A 21771-nucleotide genomic window follows, 5' to 3' on the forward strand; every position below is an offset into this window, starting at 1 on the left:
GTCTGTCATTGGGTTCTCCGCACCTGCGGCAGGCTTGCCGGATAGAGCACCCGCCGCTGGCCCCGGTCCAGGATTTCAACCCGGTCCCGGTGGATACGGCGCACACGAATACCGTTGTAGCTTTGGCCTTCTGTCAGGGTCACGCCTTCGATAACTGCCACTCGCCGGTCCGGGCCATGCACAATAGAGCCCAGCGCCAGTGCACGGGAGGGCTTGGGAGTTGTAGCCTGCCTCTGATCGCCCGGCGGCTTCGTCGGATCTTGCAGCGCCTGGATGGGGGAGGCAGCAGCGAAAAACGTTAACATCAGAGCCAGACCGAATACATTCTTTGTCACCTCACACCCCCAGCCATGCCGGTTCGAGACTCAGCGTGCGAACGCGAATGATCGCCTGCCCATCTGGCCAGGCACCGGCTTCATAGTCAAAACGTAGCCACCCTAACCGTTCATCCATCGCTTCCAGCCGTTCAAGGTAATCCAGTACCTTCAGGTAACCGCCACGCACCGTCATTTCCACATCGTGCGCATACAACAAAGGTTCGGGCTGCGCCGGGTTTCCGGCCGCTGCCTCCGCGGCGCCCTCAGGCTCCGCGTATACCGGCTGCGGAGCCAACAACTGCATGGAGTCCAGCGTTAACCCCTGCTGGGCAGACAACATACCGCGCAGTAGCACCACCATATCCCTTGGCGCAATCAACTGCCCGGTAGTCTCGGTAATTTCCTGGTCCAGGCGATCCAGCCGGTTTTTCCGGGAGGCCAGCCGCTGGCGTAATACCTCTGAAGGATCATTGGCCAGTTGACGGTCCAGACTCTCCTGCTGGCTTAGCAGCGAATCCCGGGTATCGGTGACTGCCTCAAAACGCGTATTCAGCTGACTGTTGCGGGCTTCAACCGGCGCCACCGCCAGCTCCCAACCGGCAACGAACACCAACACGCACACGGTCAGAAGTATCAGTATCCGTTCGCGGTCGGGCCGGTCGTCATACCATTGGCGGCCCGCAGACAACCCTGCTTTCACTCTGTTCATGAGCCATCGCCCTCGCGCTGCCTGGTTGCGACCTGAAAGTTCACGTAGCGGCCGCCTTTGGCGTCTTCAGGTCGGGATATCCGGAAATCCGCGAAGGTCTCGCCGGTGAAGGCGGGCTCTTCGCCCAGACGTTCCAGGTAGTGCGGCACCAGTTCCGCCGAGCGGGTTTGCCCTTCAAGGGTCAGCATCACCGGCGACGACTCAAGCCGAACTCCGGTCAACCACAACTCTGAAGGTACCCGGCGCGCCAGAGCCGTCAGCTTACCGGAAAACCCCGATGTCCCGCTGTTCGCCAGGGTTTCGATACGGCCAAGCAGCCGCTGCCGGCGGGCAATGGTATCGGTTACGCGAGCCAGAGCCGCCTCAAGCTCCGGGTCGGGCTGGAGAGCCTGGACTTGCTCCTGAAGCTGCGCAACCACTTGCTCCATTTGGTTGGTTTGGCGCTCTGCACCCTGAACCCGGCGCTCCAGTTGCTGATTCTGATAATTGGCCAGTGCCGCCAGCCCAGCGACCACCAGAACCACCAACGCCACCGCAACGCTGGCCGACACCGCATTCAGTTTTTGCTGGCTGGGCCGAAGCTCCGGGGTATAAAGGTTTACCTGTTGCCGCATCAGGCGTGCTCCTCTGCCACCAGTCCAGCGCCCCAGGCCGGCACGCACCGGCTATCCAGCTCCTGCTCAAGCCCAAACTCGGACCAGGCCACGGTTTCGATATTGGCGGCGACATAAGAAGACAGCATGGAGGTAAGCGGCAACACCGAATCTCTCGCCACCAGGCGAATGGTCGCGGGGGGCACCTGGCCCAGCTGGCTTTCGAAATAATCCATCGATCGCTGGATTTCCAGCGCGAGCGACTGGACCGCATTTTCCTGCCGGCCGGCATCCCGCAGCTCCTCATGGGAGACATCCAGTCGCCGCGACAGATACAGCGTATCACCGCGACACACGACCATCTGACCATACCGCTCTCGCAGGTGCACCAGAGCGACACCCCGTTCGCTGTTCGCCATTCGGGACGCCAGGTTCCTCAGGGCCAGTTCGGCGATATCGATGCACTCAAGCTCAAGATCGGCTTCCTCAACCAGCGTAATCAGCTCCTGAACCAGTGACTTGCGGGCAGCGACGACGTTTACCAGCGGGCCACGCCCGCGTGATGCATCTTCCGGAAAAGGAAAGACATCGGAAACAGCCTCCGCGGGACTGAAATCCAGAAAGTCCTTCAGCTTCCATTTCAGCGCGTCTGCCAGCTCGTTGTCTTCGATGCCCTCCGGGCGCTCCACCTGGAACACCTGGTACTGGTCAATGGGAAGGACAATCACCGCGGGTGCGCCCTCCCAGCTACGATCGCTGACCAGGGTTCTCAATGCCTCCTGGCGCTTGGCCGGCAAACACTCGACAAAGCCGGCCTGCACACCCGCCGCCGCAGAGGCCCTTGTCCAGGCAATGCCATCCGGACGAACTTCAAGACACACGGGGCTTGTGTTATCCCTGCGGGTGAACCAGCGTGAGAAGCGATGAACAACGGAGCTTAGGGTCATGATGTCCTATTCGGAGATCTGTTTTTTGTCGGAAGTCTAGCAAGCGCTCAATAAAACATCGACTTTTACATCAAGTAACATAGTAGTTTAGAAACCGAACGTAACTCCATGGATTTGTGATTTATTTCACGCCGATTTTGCAACTCGGTAACAAAAAGCCCGCGATATACGCGGGCTTTTCAAAAATCGGATCTTGACGATGATCAAAACGGAATATCGTCGTCAAAATCGTCAATCGGCTCGGGCATACTTCCGCCGCCCTGTTGCTGGGCTGGTGGATTGTTGTAACCTCCCGCCTGCGGATTTCCTTGCGGCGAAGACTGGGGAGGCGCATTGTATTGGGATTGCTGCTGGGGCCGTCCCTGAGGTGCGCCCTGATTCATACCACCTTCAGCGCCGCCGCGGCTATCGAGCATCTGCATCTGGCCGTTAATATCGACAACCACCTCGGTGGTATAGCGATCCTGGCCATCCTGCCCCTGCCATTTTCGAGTCTGTAGCCGCCCTTCGATATAAACCTTGGATCCCTTGCGCAGGTACTGGCCGGCCACTTCGGCAACCTTGCCGAAAATAACCACATTGTGCCATTCCGTTTTTGGCACCAGTTGCCCGGTCTGACGATCCTTGTAGCTTTCATCGGTCGCAATTCTCAGATTAACAACCGCGTTACCGTTGGGAGTATAACGGGTGTCCGGGTCCTGCCCGAGATTACCTATGAGAATTACCTTGTTAACGCCTCGTGCCATCGTATGCTCCTGATTGTTTCTCGCGGAACGCCGGCTGTCCGTGCCAGCATCCTGTGTTTAAGTACTCTTACCCTGCCGGACAAACTCGAAGTCCGCAAGCTGATCTTCCCGAAAATGCAGCCGGTCGACTTTCAGGTAGGCCGTCGATGCATCCTCGACAATCACGACATCCTGAACGCCAGGCAACTTCCGCAACTGACGGTCAGCCTCGTCGAACGTACTCTCCAGCACGCCTCTCAGCTCGACCACCAGACTGGTGGTATAACTGGGGGCCGGCATCGTCAGGGCCGTCAGCAACCAGAGCAATAGCACCCCCGCCATCAGCCACAACACCCCTGCCACACCGGCCCCCTGCAACAGGTAACCTCCCAGCGCGCCCCCCAGAAACGCACCGAAGAACTGCGATGTGGAGTAAACGCCCATGGCGGTTCCTTTGCTGGCGGCCGGCGCTTCTTTACTGATCAGCGACGGCAAACTGGCTTCCAGAAGATTGAACGCCATAAAGAAGAAAAACAGCACCCCCCAGGCCGCCCAGAGGCTTGAGCCCACCAGCGTCAGCGTGGCAGTCGCAGCGGTCAGCAGCGCGATCGCCAGGCACAACACCGGCTTCATTTTACGCTTTTTCTCACCGATGATGATGAACGGCACCATGGCAAAAAACGACAGAACCATCACGCTGAGATAAAACCACCAGTGCGAACCGCTGGCCAGCCCCAACTGATCCTGAAGCATGGTCGGAAAGACCAGGAACAGGGCGGTGAGCACAAAGTGAAGCACGAAAATACCGAAATCGAGCCGCAGCAGCCGACCATCGCCGAGCACCCGCCCGATCATCTCCCGCGCAGGATGAGTGTCTGCACTCACCTTATGGGTGCGAGGTGTGGGTACAACTTTGGCGACCACAAAAAGAGCCAGCAGCGCCATCACAGCCGTTACGTAAAAAATGCCCGACAATCCCCAGGCAGCACCCAACAGCGGCCCCAGTACCAGAGAGACCGAGAAAGACAGGCCAATGGAAATACCCACCGTCGCCATGGCTTTGGTGCGCTCTTCCTCCCGGGTAAGGTCGGAAAGCAATGCCATCAAAACGCTGGCGATAGCGCCGGCCCCCTGAAGAATCCGACCGGCAATCACAACGTATATGGAGTCGGTCGATGCCGCCAACAGGCTGCCGCAGGCAAACAGAATCAGCCCGAGATAGATCATCTTCTTTCGGCCAACGCGATCTGAAAGCAAACCAAAAGGTATCTGTAAAAGCGCCTGACTGAGCCCATAGGCGCCGATGGCCAGGCCCAGCAATGCCGGCGTTGCACCTTCCAGATCGGAACCCAAGAGCACAAAGACGGGCAAGACCATAAACAGGCCCAGCATACGCATGGCGTATACCGAGGCCAAAGCCACAACTGAGCGTTTTTCAAGAGCGTTCATGCTGAGCCGTGTGGGTTAAATGAATGGTGAGCGGGCCGTAGCCGCAGGCTGCGCATTGTACCAGAACCCTTTCAGCGACGGCACACCCGCGAGCGGGCCGGCCGTCAACTTAGCCGGGGCGACACGAAAACGATATAATGGCAACTTTTACCCAAGCGAGGTGTTATGGACCATATCCAGATCAAGGGTGCTCGCACCCATAACCTGAAAAACATCGACCTGGATATGCCACGGGACAAACTGATCGTTATTACCGGTCTGTCCGGCTCCGGGAAATCCTCTCTGGCGTTCGACACACTCTACGCCGAGGGGCAGCGCAGGTACGTAGAATCGCTATCCACCTACGCCCGCCAGTTTCTGTCGATGATGGAAAAGCCCGACGTGGATCATATTGAGGGCTTGTCGCCGGCGATCTCTATCGAGCAAAAATCCACATCGCACAACCCCCGCTCAACGGTCGGTACCATTACCGAGATTTACGACTACCTGCGCCTGCTCTTTGCCAGGGCGGGCGAACCCCGCTGCCCTGATCACGGCCAACCCCTTGAGGCCCAGACCGTGAGCCAGATGGTGGACCAGGTGCTGGAAATGCCCGAGGGTGACAAACTGATGATTCTTGCTCCGGTCATCCGGGACCGAAAAGGCGAGCATCTTCAAGTGATCGAAACCATGCGCAGCCAGGGCTTCATTCGCTTGCGGGTAGACGGCACGGTTTATGATATCGACGACATTCCCGCCCTGGACAAAAAGCGCAAACATCAGATTGATGTTGTGGTTGACCGCTTCAAAGTCAAAGAAGGGCTGGAACAACGATTAGCCGAGAGCTTTGAAACCGCGCTGGCGCTGGCAGACGGCATCGCTCTCGTCGCGCCAATGGACGGCAAGGGCGAAGAACACACCTTTTCCGCCCGCTATGCCTGCACCCAGTGCGGCTACTCCCTGAGCGAGCTCGAACCAAGACTGTTCTCGTTCAACAACCCGGCAGGAGCCTGCCCGACCTGTGACGGCCTGGGAGTCCGGCAATTTTTCGATGCGGAGAAGGTCATCCAGAGCCCGGAGGCCACTCTTGCCTCCGGAGCGATCAAGGGCTGGGACCGCCGCGCAGTTTATTACTTCCAGATGCTGACCAGCGTTGCCGAGCATTATGGCATCGACCTGGAAACGCCCTGGGAAGACTTGCCGGAAAACTTCCAGCAGGCACTGCTTCATGGCTCCGGCGGGGAGGACATTCCATTCCGATACGTGAACTCCCGCGGCCACATCATAGAAAAGGCGCACCCGTTTGAGGGCATTCTCCCCAATCTTGAACGCCGGTACCGGGAAACCGAATCCCAGAGTATGCGTGAAGAACTTGCGCGCAACCTCAGCACCCAGCCCTGCAAGGATTGTCACGGGTCACGCCTTCGCCAAAGCGCCCGGCACGTGTTTATAGAAGAGCGAAATCTCCCCGAGGTGACCCACCTCCCGGTGGGCGATGCCCATCGCTACTTCAGCGAATTGACGCTCCCCGGCCGAAAGGGCGAGATTGCCGAAAAGATCCTGAAGGAAGTACGGCAACGGCTGCAGTTCCTGGTGAACGTGGGGCTGGAGTACCTCACCCTGGAACGCAGCGCCGACACCCTGTCCGGCGGCGAAGCCCAACGTATCCGCCTGGCCAGCCAGATTGGCGCAGGGCTTGTGGGCGTGATGTACATTCTGGACGAACCGTCTATCGGCCTTCACCAGCGCGACAATGACCGTTTGCTGGCCACCCTCACCCATTTACGAGATCTGGGCAATACCGTCATCGTGGTGGAGCACGACGAAGATGCCATACGGGCGGCTGACTACGTGATCGACATTGGCCCCGGCGCCGGCGCCCACGGTGGCGAGATTGTCGCACGAGGCACCCCTGAGGAGATCATCGCGAACCCGGCCTCCACGACCGGCCAATACCTCAGTGGCGTAAAACAGATTGCCATACCGGCCACTCGGCATGAGGGCAGCGGCCAATACCTTGAGCTGACAGGCGCGAGCGGTAACAACCTCCAGAATGTCACCCTGAGCCTGCCACTGGGTGTGCTGACCTGCGTTACCGGCGTATCAGGCTCCGGCAAGTCCACCCTGATTAACAGCACCCTGTATCCGGTCGCCGCCGCCAAACTCAACAAGGCCACCAGCCTCACCCACGCACCCTACAAAAGCCTCCAAGGACTGGACCACCTGGACAAGGTCATCGACATTGACCAGAGCCCGATTGGGCGAACACCCAGATCCAACCCCGCCACCTATACCGGCTTGTTCACCCCCATTCGAGAACTTTTTGCCGGTACCCAGGAGGCGCGCTCCCGGGGCTATAAGCCCGGGCGCTTTTCTTTCAACGTCAAAGGTGGCCGCTGCGAAGCCTGCCAGGGTGACGGCGTAATCAAAGTGGAAATGCATTTTCTCCCGGATGTTTATGTTCCCTGCGACATCTGCAAGGCCAAACGCTATAACCGCGAAACCCTGGAGGTTCGTTACAAGGGCAAAAACATCCACGAAGTCCTGGAAATGACCGTCGAAGAGGGCCGGGAGTTTTTTGATGCGATTCCGTTCATCGCCAGAAAACTGCAAACCCTGATTGACGTTGGCTTGTCCTACATCCGACTTGGCCAGAGCGCCGTGACTCTATCCGGTGGCGAGGCCCAGCGCGTCAAACTGGCCAAGGAATTGTCCAAGCGGGACACCGGCAAGACCCTGTACATTCTGGACGAGCCCACCACCGGCCTGCACTTCTACGACATCCAGCAACTACTGAATGTTCTGGAGCGCCTGCGCGATCACGGCAATACCATTGTGGTGATCGAACACAATCTGGACGTCATCAAGACGGCGGACTGGATTGTCGATCTCGGACCCGAAGGTGGCTCAGGCGGCGGGCAGATCATTGCCGAGGGAACCCCGGAAGAAGTAGCCAGGAACCCTGCGTCCCACACAGGTCGCTATTTGAAGCCCATGCTGAAGGAGTAATTGCCGGGCATTAGAGAGGTCTGTCGGCCATCTAGCCTCGAACACTACGAACCCCCTAAAACCAGACACAAAAAAACCGGGAACCTCACGGAACCCGGTTTTTTTGTAGTTGGCCAAAGCCGAGGAACTTACTCCTCGCTTTCGTCCACCTCTTCCGCTTCGATATCCAGCGGGCGACCTACCAGCTCAACGAATGCCATAGGGGCATTGTCGCCAGCACGGAAACCACACTTCAGAATACGAAGGTAACCACCCGGACGCTCGCTGTAACGGGGGCCGAGCTCGTCAAACAGCTTGGCTACCACAGCATCGTTACGCAGGCGTGAGAACGCCAGACGACGATTTGCTACCGAATCATTCTTCGCGAGCGTGATCAATGGCTCAGCTACCCGACGCAGCTCTTTGGCTTTCGGGAGCGTCGTTTTGATCAGCTCGTGCTCAACCAGCGACGCAGCCATGTTACGAAACATGGCTTTGCGATGCGCACTGGTCCTGTTGAACTTACGACCACTCTTACGATGACGCATTGCTCTGATTCCTTACCTTAAACTAATCGGCGATCAACCGCCCAGAACCCGGTCATCACCACGGAGGCTTGCCGGCGGCCAGTTATCAAGACGCATACCCAGAGACAATCCACGGGACGCGAGAACGTCCTTGATCTCAGTCAGCGACTTTTTGCCAAGATTAGGCGTCTTCAGCAGCTCCACTTCAGTGCGCTGGATCAGATCGCCGATATAGTAAATGTTTTCAGCCTTCAAGCAGTTAGCTGAACGCACAGTCAATTCCAGATCATCGACCGGACGAAGCAGAATCGGATCAATTTCTTCCTCTTCTTCTACACGCTCCGGCTCTTTCTCATGATCGAAGTCGACAAACACCGCGAGTTGCTGCTGGAGAATGGTCGCGGCCCGGCGAATCGCTTCTTCCGGATCGATGGTACCGTTTGTCTCCAGGTCAATGACCAGCTTGTCCAGATCTGTGCGCTGCTCTACCCGCGCGCTCTCGACGGCATACGCCACGCGACGAACCGGGCTGAACGTTGCATCCAGCTGCAAGCGTCCGATGGCACGAGTTTCGTCCTCGTCCAGACCACGCTGATCCGCAGGCTCGTAGCCACGACCCCGTGCAACACGCAAACGCATGTTCACTTCGCCGTTTTCGCTCAAGTGACAGATTACGTGCTCCGGGTTCGCGATTTCCACATCGTGGTCCAGCTTGATGTCGCCGGCAGTGACAACCCCAGGACCTTTCTTGCTGAGGGTAAGCTCAGCATCGTCCCGGCTGTTCATCTTCACGGCAACGCCCTTGAGATTCAGAAGAATCTCGATAACGTCTTCCTGGACACCCTCAATGGCACTGTACTCGTGCAGGACACCGTCGATCTGTGCTTCAGTCACGGCGCAGCCCGGCATCGAAGACAGAAGAATACGACGCAGCGCGCTACCCAGAGTGTGCCCGAAACCGCGCTCGAGCGGCTCCAGGGTCACTTTGGCGCGCGTTGCGCTCGATTCTTTCACGTCAATGGTACGAGGTGTCAATAACTCATGTACTGAACGCTGCATAGACGCCCCTATCTGCTATCGTTGCTAACTGGGCTTTACTTGGAGTAAAGCTCGACGATGAGGTTCTCGTTGATGTCGGCCGGCAGTTCAGTACGCTCAGGCACTGACTTGTAAACGCCTGACATCTTGTTGGCGTCAACCTCTACCCAGCTTACCGGTGCGCGACTGCCAGACAGTTCCAGTGCGCCTTTAACACGCAACTGGTTCTTGGCCTTTTCGCGCACGCTCACAACGTCGCCCGGCTTGACCTGATACGACGGGATATTCACCGTCTTGTCATTAACCAGGATCGCCTTGTGAGAGACGAGCTGACGGGCTTCTGCACGGGTAGAACCATAGCCCATGCGATATACAACGTTGTCCAGACGACCTTCCAGAAGCTGCAGCAGGTTTTCACCCGTTGCACCCTTCAGGCGGGCAGCCTCTTTGTAGTAACTGCGGAACTGCTTCTCAAGCACGCCGTAGATACGACGGACTTTCTGTTTTTCACGAAGCTGAACGCCGTACTCGGACAGACGACCGCGACGCGCGCCGTGCATACCCGGCGGAGTCTCGATGTTGCACTTGGAATCGAGCGCGCGAACGCCGCTCTTCAGAAAAAGATCTGTCCCTTCACGACGAGACAGCTTGCACTTCGGGCCTATATAACGAGCCATATTTCACTGTCTCCTGTGTTAGACGCGGCGCTTCTTGGGCGGACGACAGCCGTTGTGGGGAATCGGCGTCACATCAGTGATGTTGGTGATCTTGTAGCCACACGCATTCAGCGCGCGAACTGCAGATTCACGTCCGGGCCCAGGACCCTTAACCTCTACGTCCAGGTTTTTAAGGCCGTATTCAGCAGCCGCATTACCGGCTCTTTCAGCTGCTACCTGCGCAGCAAAAGGTGTACTCTTACGTGAGCCGCGGAAGCCGGAACCACCTGAAGTGGCCCAGGACAGGACGTTGCCCTGACGGTCCGAAATGGTCACGATGGTGTTGTTGAAGGACGCGTGTACGTGCGCGACGCCATCAACAACCGTCTTTTTCACCTTTTTACGGGTACGTGTACCTGGCTTTGCCATGTTTGCCTACCTGTTACTTACGAATAGGTTTGCGAGGACCTTTACGGGTGCGGGCGTTGGTCTTGGTGCGCTGGCCACGGACCGGAAGGCCATGACGATGACGCAGACCACGGAAGCAACCGAGATCCTTCAAACGCTTGATGTTCATCTGTACTTCACGACGCAAATCGCCTTCGACGGTCCACTTGCCCACTTCAGTACGAAGGGTTTCAAGCTGCTCGTCGCTCAGGTCTTTGACCTTGACGTCCGGCTTAACGCCGGTTGCATCGCAAAGCTTCTGGGCTGTTGTCTTGCCGATACCGAAGATGTAGGTCAGCGAGACAACAGCATGTTTGTGATCGGGTATATTGACACCGGCTATACGTGCCATCCAAATTACTCCGCGTTCAAAGCTTTGCTGTGTGAATTTTCCGCCACAAAAAGGGCGCGAAATAATAGCGCCTGACCCAGGGTAGAGTCAAGCGCCACTATTGCGAACCCCTTATACAATGTCAGTGCTTGTCCGTACCGGATCAGCCCTGACGCTGCTTGTGACGAGGCTCCGAGCAGATGACTCGAACCGAGCCATTGCGTCGAATTACTTTGCAGTTACGGCAAATTTTCTTTACCGAAGCGCGTACTTTCATTGTCGACTCCAGTTTTCAAGGGGAACGGCCTGCTCAGCCGTTCCGTCCATAGCCCTTGAGATTGGATTTCTTCATCAGCGATTCATACTGGTGAGACATCAGGTGCGACTGAACCTGAGCCATGAAATCCATCACCACGACTACAACAATCAGCAGCGACGTACCTCCAAGATAGAAAGGCACATTCCCGGCGACCATCAGGAACTGAGGAAACAGGGATACTGCTGCAATATACATAGCACCGAACAGTGTCAGACGAGTCAGCACACCATCAATGTACTTTGCCGTCTGTTCGCCTGGCCGGATACCGGGGATAAACGCGCCGGAACGCTTGAGGTTATCCGCAACTTCCTTGGGGTTGTACATCAGAGCTGTATAGAAGTAGCAGAAGAAGATGACTGCTGCCGCAAACAGGATAATATACAACGGCTGGCTCGGTGCCAACGCCTGGGAGATATCACTCAGCCATTCCATACCCTCACCTTGACCAAACCATTGCCCCAGCGAAGCCGGGAACAGCAAGATGGACGAAGCGAAGATCGGCGGAATAACGCCGGCCATATTCACCTTCAGCGGCAGATGACTGGACTGCTGGGCAAACACCCGCCGCCCCTGCTGACGCTTGGCATAATTGATCGTCAGGCGACGCTGGCCACGCTCCATAAAGACCACGAAGCCAACGACTGCGATTGCCAAAACACCAATTCCGAGAACAACCAACAGGCTCATTTCGCCATTACGAGCCTGCTCCAGGGTCTGACCAATGGCTCCAGGAAGACCCGCAACGATACCCGCAAAAATCAGCAGCGAAATACCATTACCGATGCCCCGTTCGGTGATTTGCTCACCGAGCCACATCATAAAGACTGCACCACTAACAAACGAGACAACCGCCACAAAGTGGAAGCTGAAGCTGTCGTTAAAGGTGACGCCCTGTGATGCCAGACCTACGGAAATACCAAAGCCCTGAACCAGGGCCAGGATAACCGTACCATACCGAGTGTACTGGCTGATCTTGCGACGACCAGCCTCGCCTTCCTTTTTCAGCTGCTCAAGCTGCGGACTAACCGCAGTCATGAGCTGCATGATAATAGAAGCCGAAATATACGGCATGATACCGAGTGCGAAGATACTCATGCGCTCAAGCGCACCACCGGAGAACATATTGAACAGACTGAGGATGGTCCCCTGATTCTGATCAAACAGTGCCGCCAAACGGTCCGGGTTGATACCAGGAACCGGAATATGGGCACCGATCCGGTAAACCAGCAGGGCCAGGAACACGAACCAGAGCCGCGAACGCAGCTCTGCAAATCCTTTTCCGGCGCCCGCAGGCAATGATGCTGTCTTGGCCATTTAGTCCTCGACTCGTCTTAGTCTTCGACTTTACCACCCGCGGCAGTAATTGCCTCACGTGCACCCTTGGTGACGCGAAGCCCCTTCACAGTTACCGCACGATCCAGCTCGCCGGACAGGATAACCTTGGCATCGCGAATTTCTTCACGAATGATGTCAGCTTTTTTCAGAGCTGCCAGGTCAACCACGTCGCCTTCAACCTTCGCGAGCTCGTTCAGGCGGATTTCCGCCACGTAACGCTGCTGACGTGAAGTGAAGCCGAACTTCGGAAGACGGCGTGCCAGAGGTTGCTGACCACCCTCGAAACCGGGAGCAACGGAGCCGCCGGAACGGGCTTTCAGACCTTTATGACCACGGCCGCCAGTTTTGCCTAGACCGCTACCGATACCACGACCGACGCGCTTCGCGGACGGACGTGAACCGGGTTCCGGAGCAAGTTCGTTCAGACGCATCTTAGTTCTCCTCAACCCGAACCAGGTAATTTACCCGGTTGATCATACCGCGGACAGAAGGAGTATCCTCCACTTCCACGGAGTGACCGATTTTACGAAGACCCAGGCCCTTGACGCACAGTTTGTGCTTGGGCTGACAGCCGATTGGGCTGCGGGTCAGAGTTACTTTGATCGTTTTTGCGTTCGCCATGACTTCAACCCAGAATATCTTCCACGGATTTACCGCGCTTGGCTGCAACGTCTTCAGGCGCTTTCATGGCCTGCAGACCCTTGATGGTGGAACGTACCACGTTCACCGGGTTGGTGGACCCGTAACACTTGGACAGAACGTTCTGTACACCAGCCACTTCCAGTACGGCGCGCATTGCGCCACCGGCGATGATACCGGTACCTTCAGAAGCGGGTTGCATGAACACCCTGGAACCACCGTGCTGTGCCCGAACCGGGTACTGCAGGGTAGTGCCGTCCAGTGCAACGTCTACCATGTTCTTGCGTGCAGCTTCCATGGCCTTCTGGATGGCAACAGGAACTTCCCGTGCCTTGCCACGACCGAAACCAACGCGACCTTTACCATCACCCACTACAGTCAGTGCGGTGAAGGCAAAGATACGGCCGCCCTTTACTACCTTGGCGACGCGATTGACCTGAACCAGCTTCTCCTGGAGCTCAGGCGCCTTCTGTTCGTTAACGCTCATCTTCTCCACCTCTTAGAATTGCAAGCCAGCTTCACGGGCTGCGTCGGCCAGAGCCTGCACGCGACCATGATAACGGTAACCTGAGCGGTCGAATGCGACCGTCTCAATGCCTGCCGCCTTGGCGCGCTCAGCAATCAGCTGACCGACCTTTTTGGCAGCGTCCACGTTACCGGTTGCACCCTGGCGCAGTTCCTTATCCAACGTGGAGGCAGTGGCAAGCACTTTGCTGCCATCTGCTGTCGTAACCTGGGCGTACATATGACGCGGCGTACGATGCACGCACAGACGGTCTGTACCCAGCTCACGGATTTTCATGCGCACTTTGCGCGCGCGACGCAGTCTTTCGTTATTTGCGCTCATAGTCCCGCCTTATTTCTTCTTGGCTTCTTTGCGTCTGACCTGCTCATCCGCATAACGAACACCCTTGCCTTTGTACGGCTCGGGCGGACGGAACGCGCGGATTTCCGCAGCGACCTGGCCAACCTGTTGCTTATCGATACCGCGAACCACAACTTCCGTATTCGACGGAGTTTCCGCAGTAACACCCTCGGGCAGCTCATACTCGACTGGATGAGAAAAACCCAGTGTCAGGTTGAGCTTCTTACCTTGCGCCTGCGCACGGTAGCCTACGCCCGCCAGCTGCAGCTTACGCTCCCAGCCTGTGGATACGCCGGTAACCATGTTGTTAACCAACGCACGAGTAGTACCAGCAAGAGCGCGGGACTGTTTGGCACCATCGCGAGCCGTGAAACGCAGAACATTTTCTTCCTGCTTTACTTCGACCGCCTGGTGAATGGTGAATTGAAGCGCTCCCTTGGAGCCCTTCACATTAATTTCCTGTCCGTTCAGCTTAACCTCAACACCGGAAGGCAGCACGACAGGATTATTGGCAACCCTGGACATGTGTATCTCCTAAAATACGGTGCAGATGACTTCGCCACCCACGCCTGCAGCTCGTGCAGCGCGGTCTGTCATAACGCCCTTGGACGTTGAGACAATCGCGACTCCCAGACCGCCGGCTACTTTCGGCAGTTCCCCGGCGCCCTTGTACTGGCGCAGACTCGGACGGCTGGCCCGCTGAATCTCTTCAATAACAGGCTTGCCACCGAAGTATTTCAGAGAGATAGTCAACTCTGGCTTCGCGTCAGCTGAAACAGAAAAATCGGCTACGTAGCCTTCGTCCTTGAGGACCTGGGCTACTGAGACCTTCATTTTGGAAGACGGCATCTTTACGTCGACTTTTGATGCCATCTGGGCATTACGGATACGCGTAAACATATCCGCAAGCGTGTCTTGCATACTCATTGGTATGAGGCTCCTGATCTTTTTAGTTGTGCAGCGGCTTGCCGCACCGCTTACCAACAGGCACCTGACCGAGGTCAGGCACCTATCTTACCAGCTTGCTTTAGTCAGACCCGGGACGTCACCGCGCATGCCGTATTCACGGAGTTTAATCCGTGACAGCTCAAACTTGCGCAGAACACCGTGGGGACGACCAGTCACCTGGCAACGATTCCGAAGACGCGAAGGAGATGAATCACGCGGAAGCTGCTGGAGCTTCATTTGTGCATCCCAACGGTCATCATCGCTGGTATTCGGGTTCTTGATAATCGCCTTGAGCTCGGCGCGCTTGGCTGCATACTTCGCAACAGCCTTTTCACGCTTGAGCTCACGGTTTTTCATGGAAACCTTCGCCATGTCACTCGTTCCTTATTTCTTGAACGGAAAGCCAAAGGCTTTCAACAGTTCGCGACCTTCGTCGTCGGTACCGGCAGTGGTGGTGATGGTGATATCCAACCCGCGAATCTTGTCGACCTTGTCGTACTCGATCTCAGGAAAGATGATCTGCTCACGCACACCCACGCTGTAGTTACCGCGACCGTCGAAGGATTTCGGGTTCAGACCGCGGAAATCACGAATGCGGGGAACCGCAATGTGCACCAGACGATCGAAGAAATCCCACATACGCTCACCGCGCAGGGTCACTTTACAACCAATCGGCCAACCCTCGCGGATTTTGAATCCCGCGACAGATTTACGCGCTTTAGTGACAACCGCTTTTTGACCCGCCAGGCGCTCGAGATCCGCCACGGCATTTTCAATCAGCTTCTTGTCACCAACCGCTTCGCCAACACCCATGTTCAGGGTGATTTTTTCGATACGCGGAACCTGCATCACGTTCTTGTAGCTGAACTCTTTCTGCAGGGCGGGTACCACTTCCTTAGTGTACTGCTCTTTCATGTTAAGCATCGTAACCACCACCGCTTACTGGTTATCGACAGCTTCGTTCGTGGACTTGAAGATCCGCGCTTTGGTGCCGTCTTCCTTCATCTGGAAGCCTACACGATCGGCTTTGCCGGTCTGCGGATTAAAAATAGCCACGTTGGAAGCCTGGATAGGCGCTTCTTTTTCGACGATACCGCCCGGGGTACCAAGCATCGGGTTCGGCTTTGTGTGCTTCTTCATCATATTGATGCCAGAAACAATCACCTTGCCGTCGTCCTGAACTTTCAGAACTTTACCACGTTTGCCTTTATCTTTCCCCGTGGTGACGATTACTTCGTCATCTCGTTTGATCTTTTTCATAACCGGCCTCTGGTCCTTTAAAGTACTTCGGGTGCCAGTGAGATAATCTTCATGAACTTCTCATTTCGCAGTTCACGGGTAACCGGTCCGAAGATACGGGTACCAATGGGAGCGTCCTGATTGTTCAGAAGTACCGCCGCGTTACCGTCAAAACGGATCAGCGATCCGTCCGGACGACGCACACCCTTACGGGTACGGACTACAACAGCCTTCAGGACCTGGCCTTTTTTCACCTTGCCGCGGGGAATGGCTTCCTTAACGGTCACCTTGATGATGTCCCCAACGGTCGCATAGCGTCGGTGAGATCCGCCCAGGACCTTGATGCACATAACCTGACGTGCACCACTGTTATCCGCGACTTCAAGCATTGTTTGAGTCTGAATCATGGTTGTTCTCCGGGCGAATTACACCTTGGCAGCGCGTTCGGTGACTTCCACCAGGGCCCAGCTCTTGGTCTTCGAGACCGGACGGGTTTCCTGAATGGTCACAGTGTCACCAATGTTGCACTGATTGCTTTCATCGTGCGCATGAATCTTGGTTGAACGCTTCATGTACTTACCGTACAGCGGGTGTTTAACCTGACGTTCAACCAGGACCACGATGGACTTCTCCATCTTGTTGCTCACGACCTTGCCGCTCAGAGTTCTGGCAGTTTGGGTAGCTTCGGTCATGTCACTGTCCCGCCTTATCGTTCAATACTGTTTTCACGCGAGCGATATCGCGCTTCACCTTGCCGAGAAGGTGAGACTGATTCAGCTGACCTGTCGCCTTGCGCATGCGCAGGTTGAACTGCTCCTTCAGGAGGTCGATCAGCTCTTTGTTCAGCTCCTCGACTGACTTTTCACGCAGCTCTGTTGCTTTCATCACATCACCGTCCTCTTAACAAAGGTGGTCTGTACCGGCAGTTTGGCGGCAGCCAGAGTGAAAGCTTCGCGGGCGATATCTTCCGCAACACCTTCCATCTCATACAACATGCGGCCTGGCTGAATTTCAGCCACCCAATACTCGACAGAACCTTTACCTTTACCCATACGTACTTCAAGCGGCTTACCGGTGATCGGCTTATCCGGGAAAACCCGAATCCAGATCTTACCGCCACGCTTGATGCGGCGAGTCATAGTACGACGCGCTGCCTCGATCTGGCGCGCAGTTATACGCCCGCGAGTCGTTGCCTTCAATCCGTATTCACCGAAGCTCACCTTGTTGGAACGCTGAGCAAGACCGGTGTTACGGCCTTTCATTACCTTGCGGAATTTGGTGCGTTTTGGTTGCAGCATAAGAGTGCCCCTTTACTTAGAACCTTTCTTCCCAGAGGCTTTCTTGTCAGCACGGACCTGCTCCATACCACCAAGAATCTCACCTTTGAAGATCCATACCTTTACGCCGATAACGCCGTAAGTGGTGTGCGCTTCATAGGTTGCATAATCAATATCTGCACGCAGTGTGTGCAGAGGTACACGACCTTCGCGATACCACTCGGAACGTGCGATTTCAGCACCCCCAAGACGACCGCCAACCTGAATCTTGATGCCCTTGGCTCCCTGACGCATGGCGTTCTGTACCGCACGCTTCATAGCGCGACGGAACATCACACGACGCTCCAGCTGACCGGCAACGTTCTGCGCAACCAGGCGGGCATCCAGGTCCGGCTTGCGGACTTCTTCGATGTTGATGTGCACAGGCACACCCATCATGTCGCTAACTTCGCGACGCAGACGGTCAACATCTTCACCCTTCTTACCGATAACAATACCGGGGCGGGCGGTATGGATCGTGATCCGGGCGTTCTGAGCAGGGCGCTCGATCACGATCTTGCTGACAGACGCCTTAACCAGGCGCTTGTCCAGGAACTCGCGAACCTGAATATCATTCAGGAGATTTTTCGCGTAGTCCTTCTTGTCGGCGTACCACACTGAGTTGTGCTCTTTGATCACACCCAGGCGAATGCCGGTTGGATTTACTTTATGACCCATCTGAGCATCTCCTACTTGTCGGCGACCTTGACGGTGATATGACAGGTGCGCTTGAAAATACGGTCAGCGCGCCCCTTGGCTCGAGCTTTGATTCGCTTGAGCGTTGGGCCCTCATCCACCATGACGGTGGAAACCCGCAGATCATCTACGTCCAGACCTTCGTTATGCTCAGCGTTGGCAATGGCAGACTCAAGAGCTTTCTTGAGTACAACCGCCGCCTTCTTCGGGCTGAAAGTCAGAATGTTCAGGGCGTCCTCAACAGCCTTGCCGCGTACTTGGTCAGCGACAAGACGTGCTTTTTGAGCTGAGAGGCGAGCGCCCTTGTACTTGGCTGCTACTTCCATTTCTATTACCTCAGAATCAGCGTTTAGCTTTCTTGTCGGCCGCATGACCACGATAAGTACGCGTTGCCGCGAACTCACCCAGTTTATGTCCTACCATATCTTCGGTGACATAAACCGGCACGTGCTGCTTGCCGTTGTGGACTGCAATGGTCAGGCCTACCATCTCCGGAAATACTGTCGACCGGCGGGACCAGGTTTTAATGGGCCGCTTGTCGTTGCTTTCCAGAGCTGCCTCGACCTTCTTCAACAGATGCAGGTCTATAAAAGGACCTTTCTTCAAAGAACGTGGCACAGCAATTACCTCTATGTAGTCGTTTACTTGGCCGAACGACGACGTACTATCATTTTATCAGTACGCTTGTTCTTACGAGTCTTATGCCCTTTGGTCGGAACACCCCACGGAGTAACCGGGTGACGTCCGCCAGAGGTACGCCCTTCACCACCACCATGCGGGTGGTCAACTGGGTTCATAGCAACACCACGTACTGTTGGGCGTTTGCCGCGCCAACGTGATGCACCCGCTTTACCAAGCTGCTTGAGACTGTGCTCGCTGTTGGACACTTCACCCAACGTCGCGCGGCAATCTACAAGCACCTTACGCATTTCACCTGAGCGCAGGCGGATGGTGGCATATGCACCCTCACGCGCTACCAGCTGTACGGATGCGCCCGCAGAGCGAGCCAGCTGAGCACCTTTGCCAGGCTTGAGTTCAACGCAGTGGATTACGGAACCGACCGGAATGTTCCGGAGCGGCAACGTGCTACCCACTTTAATCGGCGCGTCGATACCGGAGCGCACAGGGTCACCAATCTGCATACCTTTAGGAGCGATAATGTAACGACGCTCGCCATCGGCATACTTCAGCAGTGCGATGTGCGCAGAGCGGTTAGGATCGTATTCCAGGCGTTCAATAACCGCCGGGATACCATCTTTGGTCCGCTTGAAATCAATAATACGGTAGTGCTGCTTGTGGCCACCACCGGTGTGACGCGTGGTAATGCGACCTGCATTATTACGTCCACCCGTCTTGTTCTTTCTTTCTACCAACGGCTCGTAAGGGCGCCCTGTGTGCAGATCCGGGTTGTAAAGCTTTACAACATGACGGCGTCCGGCAGATGTTGGTTTGGTTTTGACGATCGGCATATTACGACCCCTTTACCTTATTCCACATCCAGAAAATCGATGTCCTGACCTTCTGCCAGCTTGACGTAAGCCTTACGAATGTCATTACGCTTGCCGAACCCGCGGATAGTGCGCTTAAGCTTACCCTTGCGGTTCAGAACCTGAACACCTTCGACGGTGACGTTGAACAGTTGCTCAACGGCTTTTTTGATCTCCGGCTTGGTTGCATCAGGAGCAACACGAAACACTACCTGACCACGCTCAGCCGCCAGAGACCCTTTTTCCGATACGTGCGGCCCCAGCAGGACCTTGTAAATACGTTCCTGATTCATCCCAGCATCTCCTCGATCTTCTTCAGAGCGGGAACGGTCACCACGACTTTCTCAAAGGCAACCAGGCTGACCGGATCCAGACCCGCAACATCCCGAACGTCCACATGGGGAACGTTGCGCGAAGCCAGATGCAGATTCTGCTCAACGGTTTCAGACAGGATCAGGGCATTAGACACGCCCAGATCGCTCAACTTGGCAGTGAAGGCCTTGGTCTTGGGCGTCTCGACATTCAGGTCGTCGACAACAACCAGGCGCTCCTGGCGAACCAGCTCGGAGAAAATGGAACGCATCGCCGCACGGTACATCTTGCGGTTAACCTTCTGCTCGAAGTCACGCGGCTTGGCAGCAAAAGTCACACCACCGGAGCGCCAGATCGGGCTGCGAATGGTGCCCGCACGAGCACGACCAGTGCCCTTCTGACGCCATGGCTTCTTACCACCGCCACGAACTTCGGAGCGAGTCTTCTGGGCCTTGGTTCCCTGACGACCGGCCGCCATGTAGGCAGTCACGACCTGATGAACCAGAGCCTCGTTAAAATCTTTGGCAAACGCAGCATCGGAAACAGAGATTCCCTTGCCGCTACCTGTAATTGTCAATTCCATCGCACCGCTCCTCAGGCTTTAACTGCAGGCTTGATGACAACATCGCCGCCAGTTGCGCCAGGTACGGCACCACTTACCAGCAGCAGGTTGCGCTCGGCATCGACACGGACAATTTTCAGATTCTGCACAGTAACCTGCGCATTACCGAGTTGACCGGCCATCTTTTTGCCCTTGAACACCTTGCCCGGAGTCTGGTTCTGACCAATGGAACCCGGAGCACGATGAGACAGGGAGTTACCGTGAGTAGCGTCCTGCATGGAGAAGTTCCAGCGCTTCACACCGCCCTGGAAGCCTTTACCTTTGGACTGACCAACCGCATCAACAACCTGACCGTCTTCAAAAACAGACACAGTCAGCTCGCTACCGGCAGCCAATTCTTCACCTTCACCATCGGCAAGACGGAATTCCCAGATACCACGACCCGCCTCGACACCTGCTTTCGCATAATGCCCGGCTTCAGCCTTGGTAACCCGCGAGGAACGACGAGAACCAACGGTCACCTGCACTGCACGGTAGCCGTCGCTTTCGAGAGTCTTGAGTTGGGTAATGCGGTTGGGCTCAACCTCGATTACCGTTACGGGCAACGCCTGCCCGTCATCCGTAAAAATACGGGTCATACCGGCCTTACGACCGACAACACCAATTGCCATGTTTCACCTCTTAAGTGTACGGGGCTTGCACCCTCTATGGCCTATGACAGTTACACAGACTAATACCGGGCGGTATTAGCCGAGGCTGATCTGAACGTCTACACCTGCTGCCAGGTCCAACTTCATCAGAGCATCCACTGTCTTTTCCGTCGGCTCAACGATGTCGAGCAAACGCTTATGCGTACGAATTTCATACTGATCACGCGCGTCTTTATTGACGTGCGGAGAGATCAATACCGTGTACTTTTCCTTCCGCGTCGGCAGAGGAATAGGACCACGCACCTGAGCGCCGGTCCGCTTGGCGGTATCGACGATCTCCTGCGTGGACTGGTCGATCAGGCGATAATCAAACGCCTTCAACCGGATTCGAATTTTTTGGCTTTGCATGATGCACCAAACTCCACTCGTAGCAGCTACTTGTTAGCCGACCTTCAAAAAAAGGAGCCGCATTGTATGCATAATACCCAACCCTGTCAACAGCGATACCATTGACAGGGTTGAGCAGCGTTTGCGACCCAAACAGAAAAAGGGGCTGAACATTCAGCCCCTTTTTCCTGATCAATCGAGCAAATTACTCAACGATCTTGGCAACCACGCCGGCACCAACGGTACGGCCACCTTCGCGAATCGCGAAGCGCAGACCATCTTCCATGGCGATCGGAGCGATCAGGGTAAC

35 protein-coding genes and 1 pseudogene are annotated in these 21771 nt (G+C 56.0%); 1 reads left to right on the plus strand and 35 read right to left on the minus strand.

Annotated features, from left to right (window positions below):
* Positions 1 to 5 precede the first annotated feature (5 nt).
* From ACP2AU_RS10675 to ACP2AU_RS10700, 6 genes are all read right to left on the minus strand, one after another.
* Positions 6 to 335: a hypothetical protein gene (locus ACP2AU_RS10675; protein ID WP_426376147.1), complete on the minus strand. Its 330-nt coding sequence runs from the start codon at positions 333 to 335 to the stop codon at positions 6 to 8.
* Between the two features lies 1 nt (position 336).
* A complete protein-coding gene (locus ACP2AU_RS10680; protein WP_426376149.1) occupies positions 337 to 1026 on the minus strand; it encodes a type II secretion system protein GspM in 690 nt (229 codons plus the stop codon).
* Positions 1023 to 1640 (minus strand): PilN domain-containing protein, encoded by a 618-nt coding sequence (locus ACP2AU_RS10685; protein WP_426376150.1) that lies wholly within the window; start codon positions 1638 to 1640, stop codon positions 1023 to 1025. The genes ACP2AU_RS10680 and ACP2AU_RS10685 overlap by 4 nt, the downstream gene beginning before the upstream one ends.
* The gene (locus ACP2AU_RS10690; protein ID WP_426376152.1) at positions 1640 to 2566 is read right to left on the minus strand and encodes a biogenesis protein MshI; all 927 of its coding nucleotides are present in this window, start codon (positions 2564 to 2566) and stop codon (positions 1640 to 1642) included. The genes ACP2AU_RS10685 and ACP2AU_RS10690 overlap by 1 nt, the downstream gene beginning before the upstream one ends.
* A 203-nt stretch (positions 2567 to 2769) precedes the next feature.
* Positions 2770 to 3312 carry a single-stranded DNA-binding protein gene (ssb, locus tag ACP2AU_RS10695; protein WP_426376154.1) on the minus strand — a complete coding sequence of 181 codons (543 nt, stop codon included), beginning with the start codon at positions 3310 to 3312 and terminating at the stop codon, positions 2770 to 2772.
* Positions 3313 to 3369: 57 nt separating this feature from the next.
* Positions 3370 to 4740, minus strand: a complete 1371-nt coding sequence (locus tag ACP2AU_RS10700; RefSeq protein WP_426376156.1) for an MFS transporter — start codon at positions 4738 to 4740, stop codon at positions 3370 to 3372.
* A gap of 165 nt (positions 4741 to 4905) precedes the next feature.
* Here ACP2AU_RS10700 and uvrA point away from each other — a divergent pair, with 165 nt between their 5' ends.
* Complete coding sequence (gene uvrA / locus ACP2AU_RS10705; RefSeq protein WP_426376158.1) at positions 4906 to 7728, plus strand: excinuclease ABC subunit UvrA; 2823 nt, start codon at positions 4906 to 4908, stop codon at positions 7726 to 7728.
* Positions 7729 to 7856: 128 nt separating this feature from the next.
* Here uvrA and rplQ read toward each other — a convergent pair whose 3' ends face one another.
* The 29 genes and pseudogenes from rplQ to ACP2AU_RS10850 form a co-directional block, all read right to left on the minus strand.
* A complete protein-coding gene (rplQ, locus tag ACP2AU_RS10710) occupies positions 7857 to 8255 on the minus strand; it encodes a 50S ribosomal protein L17 (RefSeq protein WP_426376160.1) in 399 nt (132 codons plus the stop codon).
* A gap of 33 nt (positions 8256 to 8288) precedes the next feature.
* The gene (locus tag ACP2AU_RS10715) at positions 8289 to 9293 is read right to left on the minus strand and encodes a DNA-directed RNA polymerase subunit alpha (protein ID WP_426376162.1); all 1005 of its coding nucleotides are present in this window, start codon (positions 9291 to 9293) and stop codon (positions 8289 to 8291) included.
* A 35-nt stretch (positions 9294 to 9328) separates the two neighbouring features.
* Positions 9329 to 9949 (minus strand): 30S ribosomal protein S4, encoded by a 621-nt coding sequence (rpsD, locus tag ACP2AU_RS10720; RefSeq protein WP_426376163.1) that lies wholly within the window; start codon positions 9947 to 9949, stop codon positions 9329 to 9331.
* 18 nt (positions 9950 to 9967) lie between these two features.
* Complete coding sequence (gene rpsK / locus ACP2AU_RS10725; RefSeq protein ID WP_091706120.1) at positions 9968 to 10357, minus strand: 30S ribosomal protein S11; 390 nt, start codon at positions 10355 to 10357, stop codon at positions 9968 to 9970.
* 13 nt (positions 10358 to 10370) lie between these two features.
* Positions 10371 to 10727, minus strand: coding sequence for a 30S ribosomal protein S13 (gene rpsM, locus ACP2AU_RS10730; RefSeq protein ID WP_426376164.1), 357 nt, complete (start codon positions 10725 to 10727; stop codon positions 10371 to 10373).
* Positions 10728 to 10869: 142 nt separating this feature from the next.
* The gene (gene rpmJ, locus ACP2AU_RS10735; RefSeq protein WP_008174902.1) at positions 10870 to 10983 is read right to left on the minus strand and encodes a 50S ribosomal protein L36; all 114 of its coding nucleotides are present in this window, start codon (positions 10981 to 10983) and stop codon (positions 10870 to 10872) included.
* Positions 10984 to 11016: 33 nt separating this feature from the next.
* Positions 11017 to 12339 (minus strand): preprotein translocase subunit SecY, encoded by a 1323-nt coding sequence (gene secY, locus ACP2AU_RS10740; protein WP_426376165.1) that lies wholly within the window; start codon positions 12337 to 12339, stop codon positions 11017 to 11019.
* A 17-nt stretch (positions 12340 to 12356) separates the two neighbouring features.
* A complete protein-coding gene (gene rplO, locus ACP2AU_RS10745; protein WP_426376167.1) occupies positions 12357 to 12791 on the minus strand; it encodes a 50S ribosomal protein L15 in 435 nt (144 codons plus the stop codon).
* A gap of 1 nt (position 12792) precedes the next feature.
* Entirely contained in the window at positions 12793 to 12981 is a 189-nt protein-coding gene (gene rpmD, locus ACP2AU_RS10750; protein WP_426376168.1) for a 50S ribosomal protein L30, read from the minus strand.
* Positions 12982 to 12985: 4 nt separating this feature from the next.
* Positions 12986 to 13486, minus strand: a complete 501-nt coding sequence (gene rpsE, locus ACP2AU_RS10755) for a 30S ribosomal protein S5 (protein WP_426376170.1) — start codon at positions 13484 to 13486, stop codon at positions 12986 to 12988.
* Between the two features lie 12 nt (positions 13487 to 13498).
* Positions 13499 to 13846: a 50S ribosomal protein L18 gene (gene rplR, locus ACP2AU_RS10760; protein WP_426376171.1), complete on the minus strand. Its 348-nt coding sequence runs from the start codon at positions 13844 to 13846 to the stop codon at positions 13499 to 13501.
* Between the two features lie 9 nt (positions 13847 to 13855).
* Positions 13856 to 14389 carry a 50S ribosomal protein L6 gene (gene rplF / locus ACP2AU_RS10765; protein ID WP_426376172.1) on the minus strand — a complete coding sequence of 178 codons (534 nt, stop codon included), beginning with the start codon at positions 14387 to 14389 and terminating at the stop codon, positions 13856 to 13858.
* Positions 14390 to 14398: 9 nt separating this feature from the next.
* On the minus strand, positions 14399 to 14791 hold the full coding sequence (gene rpsH, locus ACP2AU_RS10770) for a 30S ribosomal protein S8 (RefSeq protein ID WP_426376173.1): 393 nt from the start codon (positions 14789 to 14791) through the stop codon (positions 14399 to 14401).
* Between the two features lie 87 nt (positions 14792 to 14878).
* Positions 14879 to 15184 carry a 30S ribosomal protein S14 gene (gene rpsN / locus ACP2AU_RS10775; RefSeq protein WP_426376174.1) on the minus strand — a complete coding sequence of 102 codons (306 nt, stop codon included), beginning with the start codon at positions 15182 to 15184 and terminating at the stop codon, positions 14879 to 14881.
* 12 nt (positions 15185 to 15196) lie between these two features.
* Positions 15197 to 15736 (minus strand): 50S ribosomal protein L5, encoded by a 540-nt coding sequence (rplE, locus tag ACP2AU_RS10780; protein WP_426376175.1) that lies wholly within the window; start codon positions 15734 to 15736, stop codon positions 15197 to 15199.
* Between the two features lie 15 nt (positions 15737 to 15751).
* A complete protein-coding gene (rplX, locus tag ACP2AU_RS10785; RefSeq protein WP_426376176.1) occupies positions 15752 to 16072 on the minus strand; it encodes a 50S ribosomal protein L24 in 321 nt (106 codons plus the stop codon).
* Between the two features lie 17 nt (positions 16073 to 16089).
* The gene (rplN, locus tag ACP2AU_RS10790; RefSeq protein WP_011784252.1) at positions 16090 to 16458 is read right to left on the minus strand and encodes a 50S ribosomal protein L14; all 369 of its coding nucleotides are present in this window, start codon (positions 16456 to 16458) and stop codon (positions 16090 to 16092) included.
* 18 nt (positions 16459 to 16476) lie between these two features.
* Entirely contained in the window at positions 16477 to 16743 is a 267-nt protein-coding gene (gene rpsQ, locus ACP2AU_RS10795) for a 30S ribosomal protein S17 (protein WP_426376177.1), read from the minus strand.
* Position 16744: 1 nt separating this feature from the next.
* Positions 16745 to 16936 carry a 50S ribosomal protein L29 gene (gene rpmC, locus ACP2AU_RS10800; protein WP_426376184.1) on the minus strand — a complete coding sequence of 64 codons (192 nt, stop codon included), beginning with the start codon at positions 16934 to 16936 and terminating at the stop codon, positions 16745 to 16747.
* Complete coding sequence (rplP, locus tag ACP2AU_RS10805; RefSeq protein ID WP_426376178.1) at positions 16936 to 17349, minus strand: 50S ribosomal protein L16; 414 nt, start codon at positions 17347 to 17349, stop codon at positions 16936 to 16938. The genes rpmC and rplP overlap by 1 nt, the downstream gene beginning before the upstream one ends.
* Before the next feature lie 12 nt (positions 17350 to 17361).
* Positions 17362 to 18045, minus strand: coding sequence for a 30S ribosomal protein S3 (gene rpsC, locus ACP2AU_RS10810; protein ID WP_011784249.1), 684 nt, complete (start codon positions 18043 to 18045; stop codon positions 17362 to 17364).
* A gap of 11 nt (positions 18046 to 18056) precedes the next feature.
* Positions 18057 to 18389 (minus strand): 50S ribosomal protein L22, encoded by a 333-nt coding sequence (gene rplV / locus ACP2AU_RS10815; RefSeq protein WP_127330394.1) that lies wholly within the window; start codon positions 18387 to 18389, stop codon positions 18057 to 18059.
* 16 nt (positions 18390 to 18405) lie between these two features.
* Positions 18406 to 18681 carry a 30S ribosomal protein S19 gene (rpsS, locus tag ACP2AU_RS10820; RefSeq protein ID WP_106763876.1) on the minus strand — a complete coding sequence of 92 codons (276 nt, stop codon included), beginning with the start codon at positions 18679 to 18681 and terminating at the stop codon, positions 18406 to 18408.
* Positions 18682 to 18704: 23 nt separating this feature from the next.
* The gene (rplB, locus tag ACP2AU_RS10825) at positions 18705 to 19532 is read right to left on the minus strand and encodes a 50S ribosomal protein L2 (RefSeq protein WP_426376179.1); all 828 of its coding nucleotides are present in this window, start codon (positions 19530 to 19532) and stop codon (positions 18705 to 18707) included.
* Positions 19533 to 19549: 17 nt separating this feature from the next.
* Positions 19550 to 19843 (minus strand): 50S ribosomal protein L23, encoded by a 294-nt coding sequence (gene rplW, locus ACP2AU_RS10830; RefSeq protein ID WP_426376180.1) that lies wholly within the window; start codon positions 19841 to 19843, stop codon positions 19550 to 19552.
* Positions 19840 to 20445 carry a 50S ribosomal protein L4 gene (gene rplD, locus ACP2AU_RS10835; RefSeq protein ID WP_426376181.1) on the minus strand — a complete coding sequence of 202 codons (606 nt, stop codon included), beginning with the start codon at positions 20443 to 20445 and terminating at the stop codon, positions 19840 to 19842. Before rplD ends, rplW begins: the two co-directional genes overlap by 4 nt.
* An 11-nt stretch (positions 20446 to 20456) precedes the next feature.
* Positions 20457 to 21095 (minus strand): 50S ribosomal protein L3, encoded by a 639-nt coding sequence (gene rplC / locus ACP2AU_RS10840; RefSeq protein ID WP_426376182.1) that lies wholly within the window; start codon positions 21093 to 21095, stop codon positions 20457 to 20459.
* A 75-nt stretch (positions 21096 to 21170) separates the two neighbouring features.
* Positions 21171 to 21482 carry a 30S ribosomal protein S10 gene (gene rpsJ / locus ACP2AU_RS10845; protein ID WP_004580743.1) on the minus strand — a complete coding sequence of 104 codons (312 nt, stop codon included), beginning with the start codon at positions 21480 to 21482 and terminating at the stop codon, positions 21171 to 21173.
* Between the two features lie 184 nt (positions 21483 to 21666).
* Positions 21667 to 21771 (minus strand): annotated as a pseudogene (locus ACP2AU_RS10850) (elongation factor Tu); the annotation flags it as partial.

The organism is Marinobacter sp. VGCF2001 (assembly GCF_049943275.1).
GTDB lineage: Bacteria > Pseudomonadota > Gammaproteobacteria > Pseudomonadales > Oleiphilaceae > Marinobacter.

Coding starts and splice junctions, on each gene's coding strand:
- rplB (WP_426376179.1), bottom strand. CDS start 19,532: ATGCCGATCGTCAAAACCAAACCAACATCTGCCGGACGCCGTCATGTT.
- rpsE (WP_426376170.1), bottom strand. CDS start 13,486: ATGAGCGTTAACGAACAGAAGGCGCCTGAGCTCCAGGAGAAGCTGGTT.
- rpsK (WP_091706120.1), bottom strand. CDS start 10,357: ATGGCAAAGCCAGGTACACGTACCCGTAAAAAGGTGAAAAAGACGGTT.
- rplW (WP_426376180.1), bottom strand. CDS start 19,843: ATGAATCAGGAACGTATTTACAAGGTCCTGCTGGGGCCGCACGTATCG.
- rpsH (WP_426376173.1), bottom strand. CDS start 14,791: ATGAGTATGCAAGACACGCTTGCGGATATGTTTACGCGTATCCGTAAT.
- rplF (WP_426376172.1), bottom strand. CDS start 14,389: ATGTCCAGGGTTGCCAATAATCCTGTCGTGCTGCCTTCCGGTGTTGAG.
- rpmD (WP_426376168.1), bottom strand. CDS start 12,981: ATGGCGAACGCAAAAACGATCAAAGTAACTCTGACCCGCAGCCCAATC.
- ACP2AU_RS10715 (WP_426376162.1), bottom strand. CDS start 9,293: ATGCAGCGTTCAGTACATGAGTTATTGACACCTCGTACCATTGACGTG.
- rplN (WP_011784252.1), bottom strand. CDS start 16,458: ATGATTCAGACTCAAACAATGCTTGAAGTCGCGGATAACAGTGGTGCA.
- rplX (WP_426376176.1), bottom strand. CDS start 16,072: ATGAAAAAGATCAAACGAGATGACGAAGTAATCGTCACCACGGGGAAA.
- rpsM (WP_426376164.1), bottom strand. CDS start 10,727: ATGGCACGTATAGCCGGTGTCAATATACCCGATCACAAACATGCTGTT.
- secY (WP_426376165.1), bottom strand. CDS start 12,339: ATGGCCAAGACAGCATCATTGCCTGCGGGCGCCGGAAAAGGATTTGCA.
- rplP (WP_426376178.1), bottom strand. CDS start 17,349: ATGCTGCAACCAAAACGCACCAAATTCCGCAAGGTAATGAAAGGCCGT.
- ACP2AU_RS10690 (WP_426376152.1), bottom strand. CDS start 2,566: ATGACCCTAAGCTCCGTTGTTCATCGCTTCTCACGCTGGTTCACCCGC.
- rpmJ (WP_008174902.1), bottom strand. CDS start 10,983: ATGAAAGTACGCGCTTCGGTAAAGAAAATTTGCCGTAACTGCAAAGTA.
- ACP2AU_RS10700 (WP_426376156.1), bottom strand. CDS start 4,740: ATGAACGCTCTTGAAAAACGCTCAGTTGTGGCTTTGGCCTCGGTATAC.
- rplD (WP_426376181.1), bottom strand. CDS start 20,445: ATGGAATTGACAATTACAGGTAGCGGCAAGGGAATCTCTGTTTCCGAT.
- rpsD (WP_426376163.1), bottom strand. CDS start 9,949: ATGGCTCGTTATATAGGCCCGAAGTGCAAGCTGTCTCGTCGTGAAGGG.
- rplE (WP_426376175.1), bottom strand. CDS start 15,736: ATGCTTAACATGAAAGAGCAGTACACTAAGGAAGTGGTACCCGCCCTG.
- uvrA (WP_426376158.1), top strand. CDS start 4,906: ATGGACCATATCCAGATCAAGGGTGCTCGCACCCATAACCTGAAAAAC.
- rplR (WP_426376171.1), bottom strand. CDS start 13,846: ATGAGCGCAAATAACGAAAGACTGCGTCGCGCGCGCAAAGTGCGCATG.
- rplC (WP_426376182.1), bottom strand. CDS start 21,095: ATGGCAATTGGTGTTGTCGGTCGTAAGGCCGGTATGACCCGTATTTTT.
- rpsQ (WP_426376177.1), bottom strand. CDS start 16,743: ATGACCGAAGCTACCCAAACTGCCAGAACTCTGAGCGGCAAGGTCGTG.
- rpsC (WP_011784249.1), bottom strand. CDS start 18,045: ATGGGTCATAAAGTAAATCCAACCGGCATTCGCCTGGGTGTGATCAAA.
- rplV (WP_127330394.1), bottom strand. CDS start 18,389: ATGGAAGTAGCAGCCAAGTACAAGGGCGCTCGCCTCTCAGCTCAAAAA.
- rpmC (WP_426376184.1), bottom strand. CDS start 16,936: ATGAAAGCAACAGAGCTGCGTGAAAAGTCAGTCGAGGAGCTGAACAAA.
- rplO (WP_426376167.1), bottom strand. CDS start 12,791: ATGCGTCTGAACGAACTTGCTCCGGAACCCGGTTCACGTCCGTCCGCG.
- ACP2AU_RS10680 (WP_426376149.1), bottom strand. CDS start 1,026: ATGAACAGAGTGAAAGCAGGGTTGTCTGCGGGCCGCCAATGGTATGAC.
- rpsN (WP_426376174.1), bottom strand. CDS start 15,184: ATGGCGAAGGTTTCCATGAAAAACCGTGAGCTCAAGCGTGAAAAGGCT.
- ACP2AU_RS10685 (WP_426376150.1), bottom strand. CDS start 1,640: ATGCGGCAACAGGTAAACCTTTATACCCCGGAGCTTCGGCCCAGCCAG.
- ssb (WP_426376154.1), bottom strand. CDS start 3,312: ATGGCACGAGGCGTTAACAAGGTAATTCTCATAGGTAATCTCGGGCAG.
- rplQ (WP_426376160.1), bottom strand. CDS start 8,255: ATGCGTCATCGTAAGAGTGGTCGTAAGTTCAACAGGACCAGTGCGCAT.
- rpsJ (WP_004580743.1), bottom strand. CDS start 21,482: ATGCAAAGCCAAAAAATTCGAATCCGGTTGAAGGCGTTTGATTATCGC.